Origin of the sequence: Streptomyces acidicola, from assembly GCF_009377235.1 — a bacterium.
Taxonomy (GTDB): Bacteria; Actinomycetota; Actinomycetes; order Streptomycetales; family Streptomycetaceae; genus Streptomyces; species Streptomyces acidicola.
The window spans coordinates 1-3,081 of record NZ_VMNX01000456.1; the positions used below are offsets into that span (position 1 = coordinate 1).

The 3,081-nt window shown below is 71.5% G+C and carries 3 protein-coding genes and 1 tRNA gene; all 4 read right to left on the reverse strand.

Going from position 1 to position 3,081, the window contains the following annotated elements:
• Positions 1–300: 300 nt before the first annotated feature.
• The 4 genes from FPZ41_RS45875 to FPZ41_RS45890 all read right to left on the reverse strand — a co-directional run bounded on the left by FPZ41_RS45875 (position 301) and on the right by FPZ41_RS45890 (position 3,081).
• Positions 301–373: transfer RNA gene (locus FPZ41_RS45875), tRNA-His, on the reverse strand.
• A gap of 115 nt (positions 374–488) precedes the next feature.
• Positions 489–1,091 carry an oligoribonuclease gene (gene orn, locus FPZ41_RS45880; protein ID WP_152870771.1) on the reverse strand — a complete coding sequence of 201 codons (603 nt, stop codon included), beginning with the start codon at positions 1,089–1,091 and terminating at the stop codon, positions 489–491.
• A 91-nt stretch (positions 1,092–1,182) separates the two neighbouring features.
• Positions 1,183–2,406 (reverse strand): helix-turn-helix domain-containing protein, encoded by a 1,224-nt coding sequence (locus FPZ41_RS45885; RefSeq protein WP_152870773.1) that lies wholly within the window; start codon positions 2,404–2,406, stop codon positions 1,183–1,185.
• Positions 2,407–2,784: 378 nt separating this feature from the next.
• Positions 2,785–3,081 (reverse strand): hypothetical protein, encoded by a 297-nt coding sequence (locus tag FPZ41_RS45890; protein WP_322621583.1) that lies wholly within the window; start codon positions 3,079–3,081, stop codon positions 2,785–2,787.

Below are 3,081 nucleotides of genomic sequence, written 5' to 3' on the forward strand. Positions count from 1 at the left end.
CCCCACACGAGGACGCGAACCCCTCTGGCTCATCCCGCGCACCGGCGCCTCGAACCTCCGCCCACCCCACGCAAGGGACGGGAACCCTCCGGCCCACCGGGAGGACGCGAACCCTCCGGCCCGCGCAAGGGCCCTGAACCCCTCCGGCCCACCCCGCGCAAGAGACCTGAACCCCTCGGGCCCACCACGCGCAAGGGGGGTGCGGGTGGCGAAGCCCCCGCCCGCGCGGCGAAGCCGCGCAGTAACAACGAAGGCGACGAGGCCCGCGCTTTCCGCGGGCACACGTCGCCTTCGCCTTCGGGTGAGTGACGGGACTTGAACCCGCGACATCCTGGACCACAACCAGGTGCTCTACCAGCTGAGCTACACCCACCATGACCGGCGGTTCTCCGAGTGGTTCACCGACCGGCCGAGAAAAAGTGTACAGGGTCCGAAGGGGTGCTCGCGCCAGGGTTTCGGCGGGGCCCGGCGGCACTCCGGCGGGGCGGTTACCCGGCGGGCAGGACGTGTTTCGCGGCGATCGTCCGCGCCGTGTCGGAGTCCGGGCCGGGCTGGGCGACGAAGATCGCCTCCCGGTAGTAGCGGAGCTCCGCGATGGACTCGCGGATGTCGGCGAGGGCCCGGTGGTTGCCGTTCTTCTCGGGGCTGTTGAAGTACGCCCTCGGGTACCAGCGGCGGGCCAGCTCCTTGACGGAGCTGACGTCCACGATCCGGTAGTGGAGGTATTCCTCCAGCTCCGGCATGTCGCGGTGGAGGAAGCCGCGGTCGGTGCCGACCGAGTTGCCGCACAGCGGGGCCTTGCCGGGTTCCTTGACATGCTCGCGGATGTAGCTGAGGACCTGTTCCTCCGCCTCCACCAGCGTCGTGCCGCCGGCGAGCTCGTCCAGGAGCCCGGACGCGGTGTGCATCTGGCGGACCACCTCCGGCATCGTCTCCAGTGCCTTGGCCGGCGGACGGATGACGATGTCCACGCCCTCGCCCAGTACGTTCAGCTCCGAGTCGGTGACCAGCGCGGCCACCTCGATGAGCGCGTCGTCGGACAGCGAGAGCCCGGTCATCTCGCAGTCGATCCACACCATGCGATCGTTCATGTGTCTCACCTTACGGCCCGTGACGACCGAACGACCCGGTCCTGCACCTGGGTGATCAGGTCGGGACCGGGCCGAGGGTGTCCGAGGGCGGCTACGGGGCGCTGCGCTGGCCCGGCAGACGGCCCGTGGCGTACAGCTCGGGCTTGGCGCCCTCCGTGGAGAGCGAGGCCGCCGGGGCCAGGGCGTTCGCGGCCGCCGTGCGGCGGGTCTGGAGCGGCAGCGCGGCGGCGTCCTGCGGCACCGACTGGGGCCCGCCCGAGCCCGAGGAGCCGTCCGGGCCGTCCGGCCTCTCGCCCTGGGGCCGCCGTGCCCGGTACGCCGCCCGGTAGGCCGCTGGGGACGAGCCCAGCTGCCGGCGGAAGTGGCCGCGCAGTGCGACGGGGGAGCGGAAGCCGCAGCGCCCGGCGACCTCGTCCACGGAGTAGTCCGACGTCTCCAGCAGGCGCTGGGCCTGCAGCACGCGCTGGGTGATCAGCCACTGCAGCGGGGCGCTCCCGGTGAGGGAACGGAACCGGCGGTCGAAGGTGCGGCGGCTCATGTACGCGCGCGCGGCGAGGGTCTCCACGTCGAACTGCTCGTGGAGGTGCTCCAGCGCCCAGGCGACGACCTCGGCGAGCGGGTCGGCGCCGATCTCCTCCGGTAAAGACCGGTCGAGGTAGCGTTCCTGGCCGCCGCTGCGGCGCGGGGGGACCACCAGACGGCGGGCCAGCGCGCCGGCCGCCTCGTTGCCGTGGTCCGTGCGCACGATGTGCAGGCACAGGTCGATGCCGGCCGCCGTACCGGCCGAGGTCAGTACGTCTCCGTCGTCCACGAACAGTTCGCGTGGATCGACGTGCACCGACGGGTAGCGCTTGGCCAGCGTCGGCGCGTACATCCAGTGGGTGGTGGCCGGGCGGCCGTCCAGCAGGCCGGCGGCGGCCAGCACGAAGGCGCCGGTGCACAGCCCGACGATGCGGGCGCCCTCCTCGTGTGCCCGGCGCAGGGCGTCGAGCGCCTCCTCCGGCGGCGGCGAGGTGATCGAGCGCCAGGCCGGCACGACGACGGTGCCCGCCCGTGAGATCGCCTCCAGTCCGTTCGGCGCGGTGAGTTCCAGCCCCCCCGTGGTCCGCAGCGGGCCGTCTTCTCCGGCGCAGACCAGCAGCCGGTAGCGCGGTACTCCGGCGTCCTGGCGGTCGATCCCGAACACCGAAAGCGGTATGGAACTCTCGAAGATGGGGCCGCCGCTGAACAGCAGCACCGCGACGATCTCCTTGCGGCGTCGCCCGGAAAGTTTCCGGGCCGCGGCTTCCGGCGCGGCAGTGGAGTCGTGGCTCATCCTGCTAAGCCCCCCTCGGTGGTCGCGGCTCCTCGGTTGTGTCGCTCCTGCACGTTTCCCCTTGGTCCTGCACGAGTCCCCCGCCGTAAGACAGTCAAGATCGAATCTACTGTGTCCCGTGGTGCCGGCGTGACCAGTTCGGCAACCGGCACATTGTCGACTTGGCAACTTGGCGTGAAGCATTCGATCACGAAGCGTTGCACTCGTGGGCCGTACAGGGAAGTGCGCCTCGTCGTAGTGGCCAATCCACGTAGGGTGCGCGCGCCCTGCGGGCCCCTTTCAGTGCAGGTCGAACGGGTGGTGTGGGGGTGTTCGAGCAACACATGCACAGGAACCCGAAGTTGGCTGAAAAGGTGCGGTGGTGTGCGCAGAAACCGGTCAGTCGACCGGCGTATCTCCTCCAGAATGCCGTCCGCCCCTGTGCGCCCCCGAGCCGACCCGGCCGTGTCGGCCCCGCCGTGGCGCCCCCTCCTCGGCCGATGCGCGTGCCGCTCCCCGCTCCGACTGGCGCAGCAGCAGCCGGCACACTGCGGTCACGGCAGCCAGGCCCAGGGCCGCGCCGGCCGCTCCGGCGAGCGACGTGCCGTACCCGAGGAGGACCACGGGAACGAGGGCGCAACTGAAGGAGGCCCAGCGGATGAGGTCGCCCGCCGTGTCGGGGGCGGGGCGTTCCAC

Coding starts and splice junctions, on each gene's coding strand:
- orn (WP_152870771.1), bottom strand. CDS start 1,091: ATGAACGATCGCATGGTGTGGATCGACTGCGAGATGACCGGGCTCTCG.
- FPZ41_RS45885 (WP_152870773.1), bottom strand. CDS start 2,406: ATGAGCCACGACTCCACTGCCGCGCCGGAAGCCGCGGCCCGGAAACTT.